This window comes from Gelidibacter mesophilus DSM 14095 (genome assembly GCF_000423005.1).
GTDB classification, from domain to species: Bacteria; Bacteroidota; Bacteroidia; order Flavobacteriales; family Flavobacteriaceae; genus Gelidibacter; species Gelidibacter mesophilus.
Window position 1 is genome coordinate 759,451 of the sequence record NZ_AUHD01000001.1, and the last position, 22,119, is coordinate 781,569.

Annotated in this window: 12 protein-coding genes; all 12 read left to right on the top strand. The window is 40.3% G+C overall.

Translation table 11 applies throughout. From position 1 onward, the window contains the following. Positions 1–7: 7 nt before the first annotated feature. The 12 genes from G525_RS0103380 to G525_RS0103435 all read left to right on the top strand — a co-directional run bounded on the left by G525_RS0103380 (position 8) and on the right by G525_RS0103435 (position 22,118). Positions 8–991: a PorP/SprF family type IX secretion system membrane protein gene (locus tag G525_RS0103380; protein WP_035478915.1), complete on the top strand. Its 984-nt coding sequence runs from the start codon at positions 8–10 to the stop codon at positions 989–991. A gap of 213 nt (positions 992–1,204) precedes the next feature. Further along, positions 1,205–4,018 (top strand): helix-turn-helix and ligand-binding sensor domain-containing protein, encoded by a 2,814-nt coding sequence (locus G525_RS0103385; protein WP_245577717.1) that lies wholly within the window; start codon positions 1,205–1,207, stop codon positions 4,016–4,018. Between the two features lie 223 nt (positions 4,019–4,241). Continuing rightward, the gene (locus tag G525_RS0103390) at positions 4,242–7,268 is read left to right on the top strand and encodes a SusC/RagA family TonB-linked outer membrane protein (protein ID WP_027124904.1); all 3,027 of its coding nucleotides are present in this window, start codon (positions 4,242–4,244) and stop codon (positions 7,266–7,268) included. A gap of 12 nt (positions 7,269–7,280) precedes the next feature. Further along, the gene (locus G525_RS0103395) at positions 7,281–8,816 is read left to right on the top strand and encodes a RagB/SusD family nutrient uptake outer membrane protein (RefSeq protein WP_027124905.1); all 1,536 of its coding nucleotides are present in this window, start codon (positions 7,281–7,283) and stop codon (positions 8,814–8,816) included. A 30-nt stretch (positions 8,817–8,846) separates the two neighbouring features. Next, a complete protein-coding gene (locus tag G525_RS0103400; RefSeq protein WP_027124906.1) occupies positions 8,847–10,571 on the top strand; it encodes a LamG domain-containing protein in 1,725 nt (574 codons plus the stop codon). A 257-nt stretch (positions 10,572–10,828) separates the two neighbouring features. Beyond that, positions 10,829–12,196, top strand: a complete 1,368-nt coding sequence (locus tag G525_RS0103405) for a glucoamylase family protein (protein WP_027124907.1) — start codon at positions 10,829–10,831, stop codon at positions 12,194–12,196. A gap of 46 nt (positions 12,197–12,242) precedes the next feature. After that, positions 12,243–13,610: a glucoamylase family protein gene (locus tag G525_RS0103410; protein ID WP_027124908.1), complete on the top strand. Its 1,368-nt coding sequence runs from the start codon at positions 12,243–12,245 to the stop codon at positions 13,608–13,610. A gap of 43 nt (positions 13,611–13,653) precedes the next feature. Beyond that, positions 13,654–14,448 carry a carboxylesterase family protein gene (locus G525_RS0103415; RefSeq protein WP_027124909.1) on the top strand — a complete coding sequence of 265 codons (795 nt, stop codon included), beginning with the start codon at positions 13,654–13,656 and terminating at the stop codon, positions 14,446–14,448. After that, complete coding sequence (gene bglX / locus G525_RS0103420) at positions 14,448–16,760, top strand: beta-glucosidase BglX (RefSeq protein ID WP_027124910.1); 2,313 nt, start codon at positions 14,448–14,450, stop codon at positions 16,758–16,760. Before G525_RS0103415 ends, bglX begins: the two co-directional genes overlap by 1 nt. A gap of 172 nt (positions 16,761–16,932) precedes the next feature. After that, positions 16,933–19,563: a glycoside hydrolase family 2 gene (locus tag G525_RS0103425; RefSeq protein ID WP_051209722.1), complete on the top strand. Its 2,631-nt coding sequence runs from the start codon at positions 16,933–16,935 to the stop codon at positions 19,561–19,563. Positions 19,564–19,566: 3 nt separating this feature from the next. Next, positions 19,567–20,454: an alpha/beta hydrolase gene (locus G525_RS0103430; RefSeq protein ID WP_027124912.1), complete on the top strand. Its 888-nt coding sequence runs from the start codon at positions 19,567–19,569 to the stop codon at positions 20,452–20,454. Next, positions 20,451–22,118, top strand: coding sequence for a sulfatase family protein (locus G525_RS0103435; protein ID WP_027124913.1), 1,668 nt, complete (start codon positions 20,451–20,453; stop codon positions 22,116–22,118). The genes G525_RS0103430 and G525_RS0103435 overlap by 4 nt, the downstream gene beginning before the upstream one ends. Position 22,119: the final 1 nt, after the last annotated feature.

Sequence of the window (22,119 nt, forward strand, 5' to 3'; positions counted from 1 at the left end):
TATTCAGATGAAAAAATATATCTTATATACGCTCTTTTTAGTAATGGCTTACGGTTATGGACAAGAGTTGCACTTACCTGTTTTTACCCAATATCTTGCGGATAATAACTTTGTGATTTCGCCTACCTATGCAGGTATCGGTGATAACTTTAGAATCAGAGCTAATGGGTTGACCCAATGGGTTGGAATTAAGGGAGCTCCGGATAATCAATCGTTATATGCTGATTTTAGAATCGCGGATCAATCTGGTGTTGGTTTAACTTTATACAATGATAAAAATGGAAACACCCGCCAAAAGGGAGCGAAGTTCTCATTTGCCCACCATTTGACCTTAGATTATTATTCAAAACAGTATCTATCTTTTGGAATATCCTATAACATTAATAGCTTTAGAATTGACATTGAAAACTTTCAACCAAACTATGATAACCCTGTTATTGATCCTTATGTTACCGATGACAGAGCAACCAATAACAATAACTTTGATGCTGGCGTCCTCTACAGAAACAAAGGCTTTTACTTTAGCTTTAATGCCAATAATATTTTGACCAAGGATCTTGAGGATTTTATTGGTGCTGAACCCAATCTTCTCTTAAATTATCAAATTTATTCAGGTTTGGTTATACCAAGTAAAAACAATAAGAACATCGAGTTTGAACCTTCCGTATATTATCAAATGTTTAGTAGTGACAAACGCTCCAGTACTGACATCAACTTTAAATACCGTCAGTTTACTGGTACCAACGATTCAAATGATTATTTTTGGGCAGGACTTTCCTATCGTTTTCTCAACGATCAATTTTTAAAACCCTTAAATATAGGCCCAATGGCAGGAATAATGAAGTCTAAGTTCTATTTTGCCTATTCCTACCAAGTGACAACCAACGCTATGGCAGGTTATAACTCGGGAACGCATATGATTACCATTGGGATTGATTTCTTACAGGGAGTGAGCAATTGTCCATGTACAGAAGGTGCGGTTCGAAGATGATTTTTTTTCTAAGTTTTTAATTTTTCTTTTAGAACAAGAATTATGAAACATCTAAATACATCCATAAAAAATCCTCAATAGTTATTGCGCTACTGAGGATTTTAATTTTATAAAAATTTTTCCATTGTAATATTCCTTGTTTTAAATTTCGTTTGAATCCTTCATTTCCATTACATTTATGGGTTATAACTCACAGAATTATATTTCATGGTAATGAAATTCAAAATGCCGTCAACCCATTCTATCCACCTCTGGATTGCGCTTTGTTGTATGCTATTTACAAATATTTCAAACGCTCAATATTCCCCATATTTTCAAAATTATGACTTGTCGCAATATAATGCTGGCAACCAAAATTGGGGGATTTCTAAAGCGCATGATGGCCGTCTCTATGTGGCTAACAATAAAGGGTTGTTGGAGTTTGATGGGTTTAAGTGGTCCTTGCATCCACTTCCGAATAAAACAACCTTACGTTCAGTACTAGCGGTCGATAACCGTATCTACATAGGCTCCTATGAGGAATTTGGGTATTGGGAACGCAATAAATTTGGTCTTTTAATGTATGCCTCATTAAGTGAAGGCCTAAAGCATGAAGAGTTTTCAAACGAGGAATTTTGGCAGATAATAAGTATGGAAGATGCCATCATTTTCAGGTCGTTTCTAAATGTTTATAGTTACAAAAACGGGGAAATTGAAAAAATTAAACCTCCTTCAACGGTACTTTCTTGCACTGCTATTGATGGCAAATTATATATTTCTACTTTAAAAGATGGAATTTTTATTTTAAAAGATGGTCAATTGGAATCCTTTATTGATCATAGAGATTTAGTGGATGCCAAAATAATCTCCATCACTAAAAAAAGCGATCATTTTTTTATTACAACCTCTTTAAGGGGCAATTTTATATATAAGAATGGTGTTTTGAGTCCTTTTGATTCAGCGATAAATCCAATCCTAAAAGAACAGCAGCTCAATACATTTTCGGAGATGGCCAATGGCAACAAGATTTTTGGGACTATAAAAAATGGAATTTATGTTACCGATGCTCAAGGCAAAATGCTTTTTCACATTCACAAAGAAAACGGACTCATCAATAATACGGTGCTATCGCAATATGTTGATGATAACGATCAACTTTGGTTAGGTCTTGACAATGGATTGGCATCCGCTGATCTAAAAAGTCCATACTTATTTTATAATGATATTTCTGGTAACCTAGGTGCCGTTTATGATGTGATTCAATATAACAACACTGTTTATATTGGCAGTAATACAGGGCTGTACTATTTAGATGCCCATAATATCTTGCAATTTATAGAAGGCTCCCAAGGTCAGGTTTGGGATTTAAAAGAAATTGAAGGTGATCTCTTTTGTGGACATAATAATGGCACTTATCTCGTAAAAAACAAACAATTAGAATTGATTTCTCCACACACAGGAGGGTGGGTGATAAAAAAAGTGAGTGGAGCTTCGAAAACCTACATTCAGGGCACCTATGCCGGCCTTGTCAAGTTCAAAAAGGAATCTACAGGATGGACTATAAAGCATTTAGGCCAAACTACAATGCCCAGTCGCTTTCTGGTTTTCGAAGATGCCTATACCGCTTGGGTGGCCCATGCCTATAAAGGTTTGCATAAAGTAACCTTTGATAGTATTTATGATTCCATACTTGAAGTCCGTAATTATGAAAACAAAGGGCTTTGGTCTCCTTACAATGTCCGCGTATATGACCTTAAAAATGACATCTCTATAAAAACCAATGAGGGCTGGCAAAAGTATGAACCTTTGTTGGATACTATTGTTCCGTATCCGTTATTGAATAAAAGTTTTGGAAAAAACGCATATATCATTTCTGAAAATGACATTCTTCCTTTAGCTGTTAAAAACAGAAACCTCATCAGTTTCAAAACCTTTCCGGACGATGGTTCTAAAGCATCATTGAGCGACAAATATTTCAAAACCCGCCTAATAGTGGGGTACGAAAATATCTCAAAACTTAAAGATTCCCTACGCGTCTTGAATTTAAACAATGGCTTTATGTTATTTAGCAACACCATAAACTCTGAGTCCAGTTTATTATACGAACCCTATTTTGAAAGCATCCTGATAAATAACAAGCGTATGGCGCTCGATTCCGTTGAGACTATTGAGCTGCAAAATGATTTTCAGGCTTTTACAGTGGCCTTGACATCGCCTAAATCAAAGGATCACTTTTTTGAATATGCGGTAGCCTCAACGGATACTTCCCGTTGGTACAAAATTGAAAATGATAAATTAAAGCTTTCAAATATAAATTATGGCGATTACGAATTCCTTTTTAGAACGTCTAATCATTTAGGAGATTCATCCCCGAATCGCAGTTTGAGGGTGACGGTACTGCCACCATGGTACAAATCGGCTCAAGGTTATGTGATATATGCTATCTTATTGGTAATAACACTCATCTTATTTTACATACTTCATCGGAAAAAGATCAGAAAAGAACAAAGATTTTTACAACTGAAGTTTGAAGAAGAGCAACGAGAAGTTCTTAAGGAAAAAGCGGCCGAAAATGAGAGACACATAGTTGAACTGAAAAATGAGTCATTAAAAAACGAAGTCAAGTTAAAAAGCAAACAATTGGCCAATACAGCGATGGCTTTAGTGAAAAAGAATGAGACCCTTTTAGAGCTTAAAAATGAAATCTTATTGCATAAAAATTCTTTTGAAAATTACTTTTCATATAAGAATCTCATTAAGAAAATTGACTCCTCCATCAGTCATAAAGATGAATGGAAAGTGTTTGAATACAATTTTAATCAAGTGCATGAAGAGTTTTTCAAGGAGTTGAAAAGCAAACATCCCAAGCTTAATGCAAAAGATTTAAGGGTGTGCGCCTACATCAAAATGAATTTATCTACTAAAGAGATTGCACCATTATTAAATATCTCCTTAAGAGGCGTGGAGACCCAAAGATATCGGTTAAAGGGTAAGTTAAAGTTGGATTCTGATCAATCTTTAACAGATTATTTGATAAATTTCAAATAAAACCACTTCCAAAAACAACTTTTTATACTTTTTTATACGTCAATACTACGTCAATTTAAGTTTACGTTAACGATTTCGGTGTTTATTTAGTAACTTAAGGCTACGTCATTATTGAAATTTAAGCTTTTTTTAACGTTGACGTATTTAAAATGTAAAGCAATTCTTAGTCATCCCTCAAATTCATTATATATTTCGAATAACTAACACAATAAATTTATTTTATATGAAAGCAAGACTAATTTTATTCTTATTTTTTCTTTTCAGTTGCTTTGTTGCCCATGCTCAGGAATCGACTGTTACAGGAACAGTAACGAGTGCAGAAGACAATTTTCCTGTTCCAGGTGTTAATGTCTTGATAAAGGGAACAACAAGAGGAGCAAGTACTGATTTTGATGGTAATTTTTCCATAAAAGTGAATAAAGGTGAAGTCGTAGAATTTTCATCTTTGGGCTTTAGGACGGTTTCTATAACCATAAATACGCAAACCACGCTTAATGTAGCTTTAGAGGCTGACGTAGAAGCGTTGGGCGAAATTGTAGTTGTTGGCTATGGAACACAACGAAAGGTTGATTTAACAGGAGCGATTACGACTGTGAAAGCAGAAGATATTGAGAAAACACCCAATAGTAACGTCATGCAGTCCTTGCAAGGTAAAGTTCCAGGGGTGCAAATTGTCAGTAATGGGGAGCCTGGAGCTTCTCCAAAGGTGAGGATTCGTGGCGTTAATTCCTATTCTGCAGGAGGTGGTCCATTATATGTTGTAGATGGCATGTGGTATGACACGATTGATTTTTTGGACAGTAGTATGATTGAATCTGTTTCTGTCTTGAAAGACGTTTCTTCAGTAGCCATATTTGGCCAAAAGGGGGTAAACGGTGTTATTATTATTGAGACTAAAGGCGGGAATTTTGAACAGCGACCAACCATTACCTATAATGGATATACCGGAGTTCAAAATGCCAGAAATGTCGTGAAGATGGCCAATGCAGAGCAGTTCACTACGATGGCTTACGAATCTGGATCAGCGCCTGATATTGAATTTGTAGAAAATGCAATAGCGCGGTTTGGACGAAGCAGAATCAATCCAAATTTGCCAGATGTCAATACAGATTGGTATAGGGAAATTTTAAGACCTGCAACCATTACAAGTCATAGTATTGGTGTGACAGGCGGTGGTGAGTCAGCTACTTATGGTGTCAGTACAAACTACTTTTCTCAAGATGGTATTTTGGATATGAAGAATGAATATGAACGTTTTAATATCCAATCAAACGTAGATGTTAAAATAACCGACCGATTGAGAATGGGTGCCAATTCAATTTTCAGTAACGCCACGCGCTATAGTCCTGAAAACGGGTCTTGGTTCCAAGCATATTTTGCCGTGCCAATCTTACCAGTTTACGATTATGTTAATCCTGATGCGGTAACTACCCCTTATTCTGATGCTACCTTATTGGGGTACCGAAGTACTCAGAATCCTTTTCCAACCATGCGCTATAATGAGAATCAATTAAAAGTCAGAAAAGTTCTGACCAGTATTTACGCTGAATTTGACATTATTCCAGAGAAACTGAAATTTAAAACGTCTTACTACCACGACTATTCCACAATTTCCGAACGTCAAGTACACTTACCTTATTTTATATCTCCAAATTCGAACAGAGAACAACAAGACACTTCTATCAATCGTGAAGAAAAGAAATATTCAAATCAAATATGGGATAATACATTGACCTTTAAAGAGCAATTTGGCAACCATAATTTAACTCTTTTGGCAGGATCATCTTACAGGGATGAACAAGAAGATAAACTGGCCGCAACGGGTACTGATATTCAGGGTATTGGTTTTGAGAGTTCATGGTATTTAGATTTTGCAGACCCTTCTAAGTTTAATGATAAAGTGAGTGGTATTGGAGACCGCTTTTATTCCTTGGCTTATTTTGGGCGATTGGAATATGGCTTCAATGATAGATATTTATTGAATGCTACCGTTAGGGCTGAGGGAGATGCTAAATTTCCAAAAGAAATCTGGAAAACTACGGCCCAATTTGGTGCCGGATGGGTTATTTCAGAAGAAAGTTTCATGGAAAATAGTGATGTTTTTAATTTTCTGAAATTGCGCGGGAGTTGGGGTGAATTACCCAATGGTGCTTTAGGTGGAAGTGCGGGTACACGTACTGTAAGTCAAGTTACACTTGCCATTCAAGATATGTTGACCAATGGAATTATAAGTACCAATAGTTTTTCTGACCTAAAAAGAGAGATTCTAGAAGAAACTAACATAGGTATTAGTGCACGCATGTTTCAGAATAAATTGACCTTGGAAGCCGATTATTATATCCGTGACACAAAAGATTTGGTAGTGCCAGTAACCCAGAGAATTACGAGTCAGGTAGTTCTTAAAAACGCGGGTGAAATGAGAAACGAAGGTATTGAGCTTAGTGCCAATTGGAACCAAAGTGTATCTGATAATTGGAGTTTTAGTGTGGGTGGAAATTTTGGTACCAACAAGAATACAATCACCAAAATAGACAGTGATCAAGGCTATTTTGATACAGGATCTGCGGAATTCCGTCAGAGACTTATCGTGGGAGAGCCTATTAATTCTTTCTTTGGTTTAGAGGTTGGAGGCGTTTACCAAAATGCTGGAGATGTAGCGGCCGACCCGATTGCAGTAAGTAATAACATTGTTCCTGGAGATCTTAAATATGTGGATCAAAACGGAGATGGTGTGATTGATGATGAAGATAGAGTCGTGCTTGGATCCTACTTGCCTACCATAACTTATGGTGGTAATCTTCAAGTTTCATATAAAAACTTTGATTTATCTGTGGCGGTATCCGGCCAATCAGGTAGTAGTATCTTGAATAGAAAAAGAGGAGAGGTAATCTATACCAATGACACTAATATTGATGCAGATTATGCTATCAACAGATGGCATGGCGAAGGCACGAGCAACTCCTATCCTTCATCTGCGGGAAGAAGAAAGGGGTGGAATCAAAAATTGAGTACGTTCTTTGTTGAAGATGGTGCGTACTTTAGGATCCAAAACATCCAATTGGCTTATACCATTCCTTCAGGCTCTCTTTTAGGAAAAAGAGCTCCGGAAACAAAAATCACCTTTACAGCCGACCGTCCTTTTACCTTCTTTAAATATAACGGATTTAATCCAGAGGTTGAGAACGGTGTAGATCGTCAAACATATCCAATACCAGCAATTTATACGGTTGGGATAAATATAAAAATCTAAAAAATGCACATTATGAAAAATTTAAAATTAGTTATAAAACCGCTGGTGTTTCTAATGGTAGTCAGCTTGCTGTTAACGGCGTGTAGTGAAAAATTAGAAGAGAATGATGGCCAATTGGCAACGGATGATTTGGATTTTACCAATATGTCTGATATGATTTTGCCGGTATATGGTGCTTATTCCGTGACTTATTCAAGAGGCTGGGAAGATCCGTTGTTGCTAGGCGTAAGGGGAGATGATGTTAATGCAGGGGGCTTGGGAGATCAACCTTTATTTGCAGAAACTGATCTTTATAATTATGACAACGGTTTTTGGATGTTCAATCAAGTATGGACCAACTTTTACAAAGATTTGGCTGATATTATAAATTCTATGGAACTTATAGAACGCTATAAAGAATTTGCTGCAGGTAAGGACATTGCAAGAGCTGATCAATATATTGCTGAAACAAAAGTTTTGAGTGCTTATCAACACTTAAATATGACCAAATTATGGGGTAGTATCTTTATTATCACAACTACTGATTTTGACGCTGAGACTAATAACGGTGTTGATAGTAAAATGGAGGTCTTGCAATATGTATCTGATTTAATGGATGAAGCCATTCCTTTCTTGCCCGACGGACGACCAAATGAGCGTACGGATATTCCGGGTGGGGTTACAAAATATACCGCTTTGGCACTAAAAGCTATGGCTCATTTAGAGATGGAGGATTACCAAGGCGTAGCGGATGCAACGGGACAAATTATCAAATCGGGGAAGTTTAGTTTATATCCTGATTTTTATGAATTATTTAAAAAACCGGGCGAATTGAGCAATGAGAATTTATTCGAATTACAATTTTCAGATTACAACCAATCTTCCGGTGCAGCTAACAATCACGAATACGGGCCTTTTGGACCGTCAAGTTGGTCACCAGTAGTTACAACGGCTTCAGGTGGATGGGGTTTTTACGAGCCTAGTAAGAAGTTTATAAAGTTTATGTTGGATAGGGGAGAAAAGGTCAGATTGGTGACCAGCGTCAACTTTACGCCCGACGGAATCACTCAAATTACAGACGATCCTAATTATGCAACTTTACCGAGTTTTATTTCGAATGTTACCCCATCAGGAGATATCTATAACAACTACGCACGTGCTAAATATGGCAGTGGGAAACACTACTTGCCTTCAACGCAGTTAACAGAAGGACGTAATGGATATGGTTCAGGAAAGAACTTTATTATCACGCGTTATTCCGAAATTTTGTTAATGTATGCAGAAGCGCTCACTAGAGGTGCTTCCGGAACTGTAATGACAGCGGATCAAGCGGTGAATACGGTAAGAGCTAGAGCAAATATGCCAGCACTTTCTGGAGTCACAAGTGACCAAGTTATGGATGAAAAACTTGCAGAATTGGCAATGGAATGGGGAATTCGTTATTTCGATATGATTCGTCTGAATAAGTATGACGAATTAAGTTATGAGGGCAGAACCTTTACAGCAGATAAAGAATTGTTGCCCTACCCTCAAGCGCAACTTGATTTATTGCCTTTGGAAACTAATTAGCAGGAAAATAATCTTTAAAAAAGCATAAAAATGAAAAACTTTAATAAATCTATTCTAGGATTATTTGCCTTAATGTTCATGGTGTCGTGTTACGAAGGTATTGATCCCATTTCAGAAGTTGATCCAGGACCTGACGCAGGGGCACCTATGATTACGATAATGCGCCCGGCCAATGGACTTGAAATACAAGTGCCAGAAGTCATAACTTCCACAACCATTCAATTTAAAGTGGAGGATGATATTGAGTTGGGAACCATTTCAGTAATGCTCGATGGTGTTGAAATAGCGTCTTATGATCAATTTGTGGATTATCGAATTGCAAATGAACAATTTGTATATGATAATATCACAACTGGTGACCATATCCTGACAATTTCTGCAACAGATTTGGTAGGAAATGTGTCAACAACAAGCTCTAATTTTACGAAATCACCTCCTTATACACCTCAATTTGCTGGAGAGCAATTTTATATGCCGTTTGATGGCGACTTTACAGAACTTGTAAGTGTCATGGCCGCGGAAGAGGTTGGAAGTCCAGGTTTTGGAGGCAGTGCGTATGCCGGCTCTAATTCTTATAAAGCAGGAACTGATAGTTACATAAGCTTTCCAACAAATGGATTGACATTAGGAGACAATTTCAGCGGGGCGTTTTGGTATAAAGTCGATGCAACACCTGACCGTGCAGGAATTTTGACTTTAGGGGCAAATGCCGATGATCGCAATCAAGGAATGCGATTGTTTAGAGAAGGCAGTGCGGAAAATCAACGAATTAAATTAAATGTTGGTACCGGAAGTGGCGATAGCTGGAATGATGGTGGAGAAATAAACGTTGCCGCAGGAGAATGGGTACATGTCGCCTTTACAATTTCAGCAACCGAAACTAAAATTTATCTCAATGGAATGGAAGTGAATACAGGTACGCTGAGTGCACCAATAGATTGGACAGGAGTTACTCAGATGGACATTGGGGCAGGTGGTCCAACTTTTAGCTATTGGAACCATAAATCTGATTCGAGCTTAATGGATGAATTGCGTTTGTTTGATATTACCTTAACTCAAAACGAGATTACGAGCATGATTGCACAAGGCAGTCAAAAAATGCATGTGAATTTTAATGGGAGTTATACTGACAATGTGAGGGATATTGAGGGCACCATAGTGGGGTCACCAGGGTTTACTACAGAGGCTTATGCTGGTTCTAATGCGTATAAAGGTGCTGAAGATTCTTATATAACTTTTCCAACATCTGGCTTATTGGGTGATCAGTTCAGTGCGTCGTTTTGGTATAATCTTAATGCTACCCCTGATCGCGCCGGGATTTTAGTCGTGGGTCCACCAGATACAGAAAACCCCAATTTTCCAAATGTCCAAAACAATCGTAAAAGTGGATTCCGTTTCTTCCGGGAAGGCGGACCTAGCAATCAGGTTTTCAAGCTCAACGTAGGCAACGGCACTGCAGATTCATGGTTTGATGGTGGCGCAGCCGCTACGATTGATCCTACTGCCAATAATGGCTGGATTCATCTGGCTTTTACAATTTCTTCTACAGAATGTGTGGTCTATATTAATGGTGAAATTGCAAAACAAGGTGAATTCACAGGGGTAGATTGGACAGGTTGCGACCTGCTTTCAGTGATGTCTGGAGCGCCTCGTTTTACTGAATGGGGTCACAAATCTGATCAAAGTGCAATGGATGAACTGAGAATTTTTGATAAAGCACTTTCGCAAACAGAAATAAAAGCGCTTATGTTCTAAGAAACAAGAATGTCTTTGAGACGTTTATAGCTATTTTTTCGAGTTTACCTTTTTCTATTTTGGCTGCATTCTGGAAACGGAGTGCAGCTAAAATATTAATGAAACCGATATTCCAAAAACGAAAGACGCATTTGGATATGCTGGTGGAATTAATCCCTCTTTTTAGCGGGATCTAAATACCTGTCTACTGCGTGCAGACAAACCTTAAAAGTTGGTATCACAACGCTTTTATATGAACATTCTTTAATTGACTATTTATGAATAGATATTTTACCAAACTCGTGCTGATTTGGATGGCATTTGGGTTGTTGTTTTGCAGCTGTAATTACACAGATAAAATACAAAAGCCTGAAGTTAAGTCTCAGGATTCTGAAGGCATATTTGCTGATGATGTTTTGCTGGACACCATCCAAAAACAAACCTTCAATTATTTTTGGGAGGGAGCTGAACTCAATTCAGGTTTGGCAAGGGAGCGTCTCCACATGGACGATGTATATCCCACAAGTCCTAAAAACACGGTGACCACAGGCGGTTCCGGATTTGGATTTATGGCACTTTTGGTGGGAATTAAAAGAGGCTATATTTCGAGGGAAGAAGGTTTGGACCGATTTATGAAGATGGTGGACTTTCTTGAAAAAGCCGATCGCTTCCACGGTGCCTGGCCCCATTGGCTCAATGGCGAAACGGGAAAAGTCGTGCCTTTTAGCAAAAAAGATACCGGTGCCGATTTGGTGGAAACGGCATTTTTGATCCAAGGCATGTTAACCGTTAAGGAATACTTTAAAAACGGTAACGAAAGGGAACAGCAACTTGCCAACAAAATAGACCAACTCTGGAGAGAGGTGGAGTGGGACTGGTACACTAAAGGCGAAAACGTCCTCTATTGGCATTGGTCTCCCACCGATAACTGGGACATGGATTTTCCGGTGGGCGGTTATAATGAATGCCTGATTATGTACATTCTCGCGGCAGCCTCCCCAACCCATCCCATAACTAAAGAAGTTTATGACCAAGGCTGGGCGTTGAACGGTAAAATCGTTTCAAAGGACTCTTTGTACGGAATTCCTTTGGTGCTCAATTATTACGAAAATGACGAGGCCGATGTGGGGCCGTTGTTCTGGGCACATTATTCCTATCTGGGCCTAAATCCCAACGGATTGAAAGATCAGTACGCCGATTATTGGCAATTGGTGCAAAACCAGGCCAAGATACACCATGCCTATGCCGTGGATAATCCTATGGATTTTAAAGGCTATGGGGATAGTTTATGGGGAATGACCTCCAGTTATTCCATAAAAGGCTACGCTGGCCACAGGCCTGGCCGCGATTTGGGAGTGATTTCGCCTACCGCCGCTTTATCCTCCTTTCCCTATACGCCTGAAGAAAGTTTGAAAATGCTCCACTATTTATACAAGGAACAAGACTCCCTAATTGGTAAATACGGTCCTTATGATGCGTTCAGTTTGGATAAAAATTGGTCGGTGCCACGTTATTTGGCCATTGATCAGGGGCCCATTCCTATAATGATTGAAAACTATCGATCAGGAATGCTTTGGGATTTGTTTATGCAAAATGAAGATGTGCAAAAGGGCTTGGACAAACTTGGGTTTACTTATAAGAAGTAACATATAGTTGGATGCAAAAACAATAATGATCCAAATAATAAAAACGATGAAAAACATATACATTTTATTCCTGATAGCCACGGTCACTTTTTCCTGTTCAAAAAGTTCCTCTTCTGAGCCTTTTGATCCGGATCCCGTTGATGATGGCCCAGTAGGTATTGAGCCGTTGACCGATGTGGAAATGATGGATTTGGTGCAACGCGAAACCTTTAAATATTTTTGGGATTTTGCCGAGCCCACTTCCAAAGCGGCACGGGAACGCTATATTCCCAGCAACCCGTCCCAAGACCAGCATGTGGTCACCTCCGGTGGTACTGGGTTCGGGATGATGGCTATGGTGGTAGGTATTGAAAGAGGCTATGTCACTAGGGCGGAAGCGGTGGCAAGATTACAGACACTTCTAAGCTTTTTGGAAAAAGCTGACCGTTTTCACGGCGCCTGGTCCCATTGGCTTAACGGCAGCAATGGCAGTGTCATTCCCTTTAGTGAAAAGGACAACGGGGGCGATTTGGTGGAAACCTCCTTTGTGGTGCAGGGACTGATCTGTATCAAGGAATATTTCAAAAACGGAACTGCGGAAGAGAAGCAGCTGGCCGATAAGGCCGATGCGCTTTGGAAAGGGGTTGAGTGGGATTGGTACACGCAAAATGAAAAGGTGCTGTACTGGCATTGGAGCCCCGATAATGCCTTTGACATCAACTTAAAGATCCAAGGGTATAACGAATGTTTGGTCACCTATGTGTTGGCCGCGTCCGCCCCAGAACATAGCATTTCCAAGGAAGTGTACACCCAAGGTTGGGCAGGCAATGGAACTATTGTGTCCTCAAATGTGCAGTACGGGTTGCCATTGGTATTAAAACATGCAGGTTCGCCGCAGTTTGGTGGCCCGTTATTTTTTAGCCACTATTCGTTTTTGGGTTTGAACCCCACAAACTTGGTGGATCAATATGCGAATTATAAAGAGCTGGTCACCAACCATGCAAAAATCAACTATCAATATGCCGTCCAAAACCCTAAAAAATTTGAGGCTTACGGACCCGATTGCTGGGGATTGACCGCCAGTTATTCCAGGAATACAGATGGGACCTTGGGCTACTCGGCTCACAGTCCGGTTAATGATAAAGGTGTTATTTCGCCAACTGCAGCCATCAGCTCCATCCCTTACACCCCTACGGAATCGTTGCGGGCCATGCATTATTTCTATCAGAAGAAAGATAAATTACTGGGTAAGGCAGGATTTTATGATGCTTTTAGTCCTGAACATGATTTTTGGGTGGCAGAGGCCTATTTGGCCATTGATCAAGGTCCCCAAATCGTTATGATCGAAAACTATAGAACCGGGCTGCTCTGGAACTTGTTTATGCAGAATGAAGACGTGCGCAAAGGGCTCACCAAACTCGGATTTACCTATTAAAAATCAAACATGAAAAAATTGGAGCAATCAAATTTCTAACGCTATGAGGTCAACTTTCAAACTTATTTTAATCACCGTGGGCATGGTTTTTTTGAATTTCATCCCTTTAGGCGCACAAATTCAAGAGTCCTATACCAAAGAGCACTATGTCCTGGCAAAGGATACTTTGAAGTATAGACTATTATTGCCCCATAATTTTGATGCTAAAAAGCAATATCCATTAATCCTGTTTTTGCACGGGGCGGGCGAAAGGGGAAGTGACAACACCAAACAGCTCATCCACGGCAGTGAACTGTTTTATAAAATTGGGGAGTCGCACCCTGCCATAGTGCTTTTTCCACAATGCCCGGCAAATGACTATTGGGCCAACGCAACGGTCGATAGGAGCACCAAACCGCTTTCCTTGTCGTTTCCATTGGAAAGCAGCCCAACCAAAGCCCTGACCTTGGTGATGGGTTTGGTTGAGACCATGATGACCAAGCCTTATGTCAATAAAGATCAGGTGTATGTGGGCGGACTTTCTATGGGAGGAATGGGGACTTTCGAAATTCTTTACAGGAAACCCGATGTTTTTGCGGCAGCCTTCGCCATCTGTGGGGCTGGAAATCCTGAAGCTACAGAAACTTATGCCAAAACCATTCCCATGTGGATTTTCCATGGAGCCAAAGATGATGTGGTCGCTCCACAGGAATCTGTGAACATGGTTTCCGGAATTTTAAAACATGGGGGAACGCCCAATTTCTCACTTTTCGCCAAGGACAATCATAACAGTTGGGATTCGGCATTTGCTAAACCTGAACTGATCCCTTGGCTATTTTCTAACTCAAAATCTAAATAATGAAATTACAACCCATCAACACCGTACTTTTTAGCACAGTTATCTTCTGTTTGTCATTCTGCAGTTCCTATCGGGCGCAGGCGCAAGTGAAATCCCAAAAAACGATTGAACAGAACGTAGATTCAATTCTTAAACTGATGACTCTGGACGAAAAATTGGGCCAGCTCAATTTGCCATCTTCGGGAGATATCACTACCGGGCAGGCCAAAAGTTCCAACATCGCCAAAAAAATTGAAGAAGGCAAGGTAGGAGGGCTTTTCAACATCAAAACTGTTGAGCGGATCCGCGACGTCCAAAAAGTGGCCATGGAAAAAAGCCGATTGAAAATTCCGTTATTGTTTGGGATGGACGTTATTCACGGTTATGAAACCACCTTCCCAATTCCGTTGGGATTATCCAGTTCGTGGGATATGCCAATGATTCAGGAAACCGCGCGCATTGCGGCCATTGAAGCCAGTGCCGATGGGATCAACTGGACGTTTTCGCCCATGGTCGATGTATCCCGTGATGCCCGTTGGGGTCGCGTTTCGGAAGGATCAGGCGAAGATGTCTATTTGGGAAGCCAGATTGCCATAGCCATGGTCAAAGGATATCAAGGTACAGATTTGACCGATAACAAAACCATCATGGCCTGTGTCAAGCATTTCGCTTTGTACGGTGCCCCAGAAGCCGGTCGCGATTACAATACGGTGGATATGAGCCGGATCAAAATGTACAATGACTATTTACCACCTTACAAAGCAGCCGTCGATGCTGGGGTGGGCTCCGTAATGGCGTCTTTTAACGAAATTGATGGCATTCCTGCTACTGGCAATAAATGGTTGATGACCGACTTGTTAAGAACCGATTGGGGCTTTGATGGTTTTGTGGTCACCGATTATACGGGCATCAACGAAATGGTGGATCACGGCATGGGCGATCTGCAGGCGGTATCGGCCATGGCGCTCAATGCTGGGATTGATATGGATATGGTGGGTGAAGGCCTGTTGACCACCTTGGAAAAATCGTATAATGAAGGTAAGGTTTCCATGGCAACCATTGATACTGCCGTGAAAAGGATGCTCACTGCCAAATATCAGTTGGGCCTGTTTGACGATCCTTATAAATATTGTGATGTGGAAAGAGCGAAAACGGAAATCTTCACGGGTGAACACCGTGCCTTTGCCCGGAAAGTATCCGCAGAATCCATGGTATTGTTAAAAAACGACCATCAGACCTTACCCTTAAAAAAATCGGGAACCATTGCGCTGATCGGGCCTTTGGCAAATAATGCCGTAAATATGGCCGGTACCTGGAGTGTGGCCACAAAACAGAAAAACTCCAATCCGTTGTTGGAAGGTTTAAAGACCGTGATAGGCGATAAAGCAAAAATTTTATACGCCAAAGGCAGTAACCTTGCTGCCGATTTGGAGTTTGAAAAACGGGCTACCATGTTCGGGAAGGAGATTCCGCGTGACGGGCGTACCGACAAACAATTATTGGACGAAGCTTTGGAGATGGCCTCAAAATCGGATGTGATCATTGCCGCTTTGGGCGAGTCGGCAGAGATGAGCGGCGAAAGTAGCAGCCGTACCAATCTGGATATTCCCCAAATTCAAAAGGACTTGTTGCAAGCGCTTTTAAAAACAGGCAAACCTGTCGTTTTGGTGATGTTTACAGGGCGTCCCTTGACCATTGAGGAAGAGGTGGAAACGGTTCCGGCCATTTTAAACGTTTGGTTTCCTGGCAGTGAAGCAGGTTTGGCAATTTCCGATGTCTTGTTTGGCGATGTGAATCCTTCCGGCAAATTAACGGCGACTTTTCCACGTAATGTGGGACAGATCCCCATTTATTACAACCATAAAAATACGGGACGTCCCTTGAAGAATACCGAAGGCACGTTTGAGAAATTCCGTTCCAATTATTTGGACGTCCGCAATGAGCCTTTATTCCCTTTTGGATATGGGTTGAGCTACACCACATTTGAGTATTCCAATCTAAAATTAAGTACTAACCAAATTGCCATGGATGGTACTATTGATGTTTCCGTGGAGGTTAAGAATTCAGGAAATTATGACGGGAAGGAAGTCGTTCAGCTGTACATCAGGGATTTGGTGGGTTCAGTGACGCGTCCGGTCAAGGAATTGAAAGGCTTCAAGAAAGTAAACATCAAAAAGGGAGAAACCAAGACCATACGTTTTAAGATCACCGTGGAGGACTTAAAATTCTATAACTCCAATTTGGATTTTGTAGCGGAACCGGGACAGTTTGAAGTGTTTGTAGGTACCAATTCCGATACCAGCATGAAGGCTGGATTTGAAGTGAAAAATTAAGCTTAATAAAAAGACCTCACAGGTTTCCTCCTTCGGCGGACAGGTCCAACCTGTGAGGTCTATTAAACGTGTAAAACAATCGCTTGCGTGCTGTACATCATCATTGTTCAGGCAGAACAAAAAGGTCTAAGAAAGAAATTAATTAGGATCCCGTAAATCAATTAATAGCAAAATGAAGCCACATCCAGCAAGGTATATAATAAATTTAGTGATCGCCTGTGGTGTGGCTTTTTCCTGTCAATTAAGCGCCCAAAAAAACATTATAAATTCCGGTTGGCAATTTACCTTGGATTCTACCAAAACCAATTGGCAAACGGTCACTATTCCGCACACTTGGAACCAAGACGATGCTTTTGATGATGAACCCGGTTATTTTAGGGGCGTAGGTTTTTATCAAAAACAAGTCTATGTGGGTGCCGAGAGGAATGACTTGATTCATTATCTCCGTTTTAAAGGTGTCAACCAAGATGCCAATGTCTATGTGAATGGCCATTTTGTGGGCAATCATAAAGGAGGTTATACGGCCTTTAATTTTAATATTACGGAGTTCTTGAAGTTTGGGTCTTACAACCTCATTGAAGTAGAGGTTGACAATTCGTATAATGCGAATATCCCACCCTTGGACATCGACTTTACGATATATGGAGGTATTTATAGAGATGTGGAATGGATTGCAGTACCAAAGCAACATCTCACCTTAAATGATTTTGCATCCGAAGGGTTTTATGTGGATTACCCCCATGTTTCCAAAGAAAAGGCCAGTGTTGAAGTGTCGGTTTTATTGGATAATTTTGATGTAACATCAGCATCTAATCAACTCGAAATCAGTATTTCAGATGACGATGGAAAAATCATTCAAACTGAAACTGAAAATATTAAAATCAACGCCAAGACCAGCGAAAAACTCAAGATACAATTTCCCGATATCCATAATCCAAACTTATGGTCGCCCGAACATCCCTATCTCTATCAGTTGCAAATTGTGTTAAAAGATAAGAATGGAACTATTTTAGATGAAAAGTCATCACCTATCGCGTTTCGATGGGTCACTGTCGATCCAAATGATGGCTTGTTCCTTAACGGAGAACCTTACAAAATAATTGGAGTTAACCGGCATCAGGATTATGAGGGCTATGGAAGTGCTGTACCACTGCAGCTTCAGGAAAAGGACATTCATTTGATAAAAAACATGGGTGCCAATGTGATCCGGTTTGCCCATTATCCACAAGCTCAGGAACTCTATAGATTATGTGACGAACTAGGGCTTCTGGTGTGGTCGGAAATCCCGATTGTCAACAAAGTGACCAACACGCGCGAGTTTTTTGAGACCAGTCTGAACATGCAGGAGGAACATCTCAAACAATACTATAATTTTCCTTCGGTGGTGATGTTTGGGTATATGAATGAGATTTTTCTAAGATTGGTTTTCGACAATACATCAACCCACCAGGAAAAGGAAGACGCTAAAATTTATACCTATGAGCTCGCAAAACAGTTGGAGGAGTTCACCAGAAAAATGGCGCCCAACCGATTGACCGTAATGGCCTTGCATTTCAATGAAGTCTATAACGATACTAAAATAGCCGATTTGTCCATGCTGATTGGTTGGAATCTTTATTTTGGCTGGTATAACGGCACCATTCCTGATTTGGGCCTGTTTTTGGATGACCAACACCAACGTTTCCCCAACCGTTCCATAATGATCTCAGAATATGGGCCCGGTGCCGATGTCAATATATCGAGTACAACCCCCAAAAAGTACGACTATACCCAAGAGTATCAATTGATCCTCCATAAAAGTTATTACGAACAAGTCATGGCGCGCGACTTTGTTGTCGGCATGACCGCTTGGAATTTTGCCGATTTTGGGTCAGAATTTCGTGGCGAAACCATTCCGCATGTCAATCAAAAAGGATTGGTGCAATACAATCGGGAGCCAAAGGATGTATATTATTGGTACAAAGCTGTTTTGAACACTAAGGAACCTCTTCTACACATTGCTTTAAATGCAGAACATCCTTTGAATTTAATTAATGAAGACAAGCGAACCGTATCGATTTTTTCAAATGAAACGAAGGCGGAAGTTTTTTTGAATGGCGAATTGATTGATACCGTTACTTTCAGTGACGGACTGGCTACCGTGGATATTCCGTTTATAAATGATGAAAATGAATTGACAGTGACCTCAGGTTCACAAGAGGAGACCAAAACAGTTCAAGTGTTCAAATCTGATAACTTGAAAACAGCGCATTTCAAAAGACTTGGCATCAACATCGGATCCCATTTCAGCTTTTATGACAAAGAAAACAATGTGACCTTTGTTTCCGATAGAACCTATTCTGAAAATCTTTATGGTCATAGCGATGGAACGCCATACAACATTACGAAAGACAAAAATCAAGGCATTCCCAACAATATCAAAAACACAGAAAAAGAAGGTGTTTTTCAAACGATGCTTGAAGGCTGTACAACATACAAAGTCGATGTTCCTAATGGGCAATATCAAATCACTTTATATTTCGTAGAGCCGCAAATAAAAAGTAACATTGAGATCGTTTTTAATTTAGCCGCCGAAAATGAATTATCCCACCATAACCCAAAAAAACAACGCGTTTTTGAGGTGTCATTAAACGGTATCGTGATTGAAAATCATTTAGATATGGCAAATACAGTTCCAGATAAATATGGTGTCACCCTGATTAGTGTCGTTAACCTTAGAAATGACGAAGGTTTAAGCGTCAACCTCAAACCCATTGAAGGGAAAACGGTCTTTAGTGGCGTTTTAATTGAAAAGAAAGATTAAGAAATGAATAACATAACCTTTTACCTATTCCTACTGAGTTTCAGTTTTGGATTCTCCCAAGCAAAGCCCATTACTTATACGTACGCTATTAAAGGCCTGGACACTCTAAAAATGGACGTCTATTCGCCCAAAAAGATAAAAAAAAATGATTCCGTTCCTGTCTTATTATGGATGCATGGCGGTGGATTTGTAGGCGGGAGTAGGAATTATCCAAGTGAAGTACAGCTAGGAGAATTTGCAGCTGAAAACGGATATTTGGGTATTTCCATATCTTATCGTCTCACGCGAAAGGGTCAGCCGTCGGGTTTTGGTTGTGATTGTCCAAAAGCTGATAAACTGTTGACATTTAAGAATGCCGCCATCGATTTTCTTGATGCTGCCAAATTCATTTATGAGAACAAGGATGTACTGGGTGCTGATACCACCAAGATTATTGCTGGCGGCAGTAGTGCCGGGGCAGAAGGCATGCTCAATGCTGTTTATATGCGTGAATATTTTATAGACGATTTAAAAAAATATGAGAAGGTTAAGTTTGCAGGTGTCTTTTCGTTAGCAGGAGCCATGGTTAATTCTGATTATATTACAAAAACCAACGCGCTGCCTTCAGTGTTTTTCCATGGTACTGCCGATAATTTGGTGCCCTTTGGTAGTGCCGCCCATCATTTTTGCAAACCAGAAAGGAAAGGCTATATTATGTTGGATGGATCATCAACAATAGTAGATCGATTGTTGGAATTAGAAATGCCCTATTATTTTAATAAAGTAATTGGAGGCAAACATGAGTTATCAAATATCCCTTTTAAACAATTGGGGGAAGTCTTTGATTTTTTTGATAAAACCATTTTTAAAAGAGAAGTGATACAAACCGTTAAACTAATTAGGAATCCATGAAGACGTTAACATACTACGTATTGATTGTTATTGCTTTTCTATCGTGCAAAACCAAACCAGCACATGAAATCAAAGTTGAATCTCCACAACGGCCAAACATTATCTATATCATGGCAGATGATCACGCCACCCAGGCCATTAGTGCTTACGGTCATCCCATCAGCAAATTGGCACCTACACCCAATATTGATCGTATTGCCACAGAAGGTGCTATTTTTAGAAACAATTTCTGTACCAATTCCATCTGTGGACCAAGTAGAGCCGTGATTCTTACTGGTAAGCACAGCCACATCAACGGGTTCAGGATGAACGGCAACCGTTTTGACGGCGATCAGCCTACGTTTCCTAAAATGTTACAAAAAGCCGGCTATAACACAGCCTTGATTGGAAAATGGCATCTGCATGGCAATCCGCAAGGGTTTGATCATTGGAATATTCTGACCGACCAAGGCAATTACTACAATCCAGATTTTATCGCCATAAATCAAATAACCCAAAAGATCGATACCACCAGAATTGAAGGTTACGCTACAGATATTATTACTGAAGATGCTATAAAATATTTAGATAAAGTAAAAGACGGGAAACAACCCTTTCTGCTAATGGTACAGCACAAAGCGCCGCATCGCAATTGGATGCCGGCCTTGCGTCATTTAAACAAATATGACGATGTGAAGTTTCCATTGCCCGATACGTATTTTACCGATCATGAAGGTTCCATCGCTTCAAAGGAGCAATACCAGACCATTTACCGGGACATGTATGAAGGTCATGACTTAAAAATGACCGTGGCCAAAGGCAGTGATGAGCTGGCCCATAATCCGTGGAAAACAGATTTTGACCGAATGACCACAGCGCAACGTGCCACTTGGGACCAGGCCTACCGGCCAAAAAATGACGCCATGCACGATGCCCATTACAACGAAAAAAAACTGGATATGTGGAAGGCACAGCGGTACCTACAGGATTACTTGGCAACCATAGCCTCAGTGGACGAAGGGGTTGGAAAAATTTTGGATTATTTAAAAGCCAACGGAATGGAAAAAAACACCATTGTTATTTATACGACCGATCAAGGCTTTTATTTGGGTGAAAAAGGCTGGTTTGACAAACGCTTTATGTACGAAGAATCCTTGGCCATGCCGATGGTGATGAGATATCCGGCAGAAATTGCTCCGGGCACTAAAGTGACGGCATTGACCCAAAACCTCGATTTTGCGGAAACCTTCCTTGATTTTGCGCAAGCTGATATCCCGGAAGATATGCAGGGGAAATCCTTAAGACCTCTCGTAACAAAAAAGACCAACGATGACGATTTCCGGGATGCCATTTACTACCATTATTATGATTTCCCCGCGTTCCACATGGTCAAAAAAATGTATGGGATACGCACCAAACGCTATAAATTGATCCATGTGTACGATGATATTGATCAATGGGAACTCTACGATTTGAAGACCGATCCAAAAGAATTGGACAATCTCATTGATGTGGCGTCTTATGATGGGGTTGAGAAAGAATTGCGGGTTACACTTGTAGAATTACAAAAACAGTATAAGGTAACCACAAAAGAATTTGAAAAGGCAAGTCCAGAGGCCATCCAACGGAGCTATAAAAATTTTGAACGTTTGAGAGGACAACCCATGGAAGCCTACAAACACTAAA

Bases quoted from the DNA above. Each gene is read 5' to 3' on its own strand.
- G525_RS0103425 (WP_051209722.1), top strand. From the start codon at position 16,933: ATGAAGCCACATCCAGCAAGGTATATAATAAATTTAGTGATCGCCTGT.
- G525_RS0103430 (WP_027124912.1), top strand. From the start codon at position 19,567: ATGAATAACATAACCTTTTACCTATTCCTACTGAGTTTCAGTTTTGGA.
- G525_RS0103400 (WP_027124906.1), top strand. From the start codon at position 8,847: ATGAAAAACTTTAATAAATCTATTCTAGGATTATTTGCCTTAATGTTC.
- G525_RS0103415 (WP_027124909.1), top strand. From the start codon at position 13,654: ATGAGGTCAACTTTCAAACTTATTTTAATCACCGTGGGCATGGTTTTT.
- G525_RS0103435 (WP_027124913.1), top strand. From the start codon at position 20,451: ATGAAGACGTTAACATACTACGTATTGATTGTTATTGCTTTTCTATCG.
- G525_RS0103395 (WP_027124905.1), top strand. From the start codon at position 7,281: ATGAAAAATTTAAAATTAGTTATAAAACCGCTGGTGTTTCTAATGGTA.
- G525_RS0103380 (WP_035478915.1), top strand. From the start codon at position 8: ATGAAAAAATATATCTTATATACGCTCTTTTTAGTAATGGCTTACGGT.
- G525_RS0103385 (WP_245577717.1), top strand. From the start codon at position 1,205: ATGAAATTCAAAATGCCGTCAACCCATTCTATCCACCTCTGGATTGCG.
- bglX (WP_027124910.1), top strand. From the start codon at position 14,448: ATGAAATTACAACCCATCAACACCGTACTTTTTAGCACAGTTATCTTC.
- G525_RS0103410 (WP_027124908.1), top strand. From the start codon at position 12,243: ATGAAAAACATATACATTTTATTCCTGATAGCCACGGTCACTTTTTCC.
- G525_RS0103390 (WP_027124904.1), top strand. From the start codon at position 4,242: ATGAAAGCAAGACTAATTTTATTCTTATTTTTTCTTTTCAGTTGCTTT.
- G525_RS0103405 (WP_027124907.1), top strand. From the start codon at position 10,829: ATGAATAGATATTTTACCAAACTCGTGCTGATTTGGATGGCATTTGGG.